General features: G+C 58.2%; 1 protein-coding gene. It reads left to right on the forward strand.

Annotated elements, in window-relative coordinates; genetic code table 11:
- Positions 1-576: hypothetical protein (locus tag LPH68_RS26940; RefSeq protein ID WP_230297298.1), on the forward strand; the 576-nt coding region annotated here is incomplete at both ends.

Here is a 576-nt window from a genome sequence, read left to right on the forward strand (position 1 = left end):
CAGCGGCCTGATACTGGAAGGCATCAATAATGTGCGGGGCTACCGCTACACCAACTGCCCCGGCATCGACGGGTTCGCCATGCTGGAACGCCTGCACCAGGCCAGACTGAACGGCAGCGGCAAGCTGGAGCGCTTTGTGCTGGAGATAGACCGGGAAGACGACGGAACCCTGCTGAAGAAGTATTACGACTACGGAACGTATACGCAGACGGGTGCCGTGGATGACCGGCATTCGGGACTGAGGGGCAAGCTGACCCTGACGAAGTATCTGGCCGATGAGGAACTGGAGAAGTATGCCGCCCGTTATCCGGAACTGACCATCAAGCAGCCGCCCTATACGATGATCGAGTTTGACGACAGCGTGGCCGACGATGCCAATATTTCGAACCTGGACAACAAGACCGGATACAAGTTCGGGAATGCGTACAAAATGAGCGGGCATGTGAATGCCATCCTGTCCAAGCGCCACCGCGTACTGGCCAAGGTGACCAGGATGCCTACGAGCCGGAAGGTGGAGATAGCCGGGCAGCAGGTGGAAGTGAACAACCCGGACGGGGAGATGACCTATTTCCCCCT

The sequence above is a fragment of the Bacteroides sp. 1_1_30 genome, assembly GCF_020982715.1.
GTDB lineage: Bacteria > Bacteroidota > Bacteroidia > Bacteroidales > Bacteroidaceae > Bacteroides > Bacteroides xylanisolvens.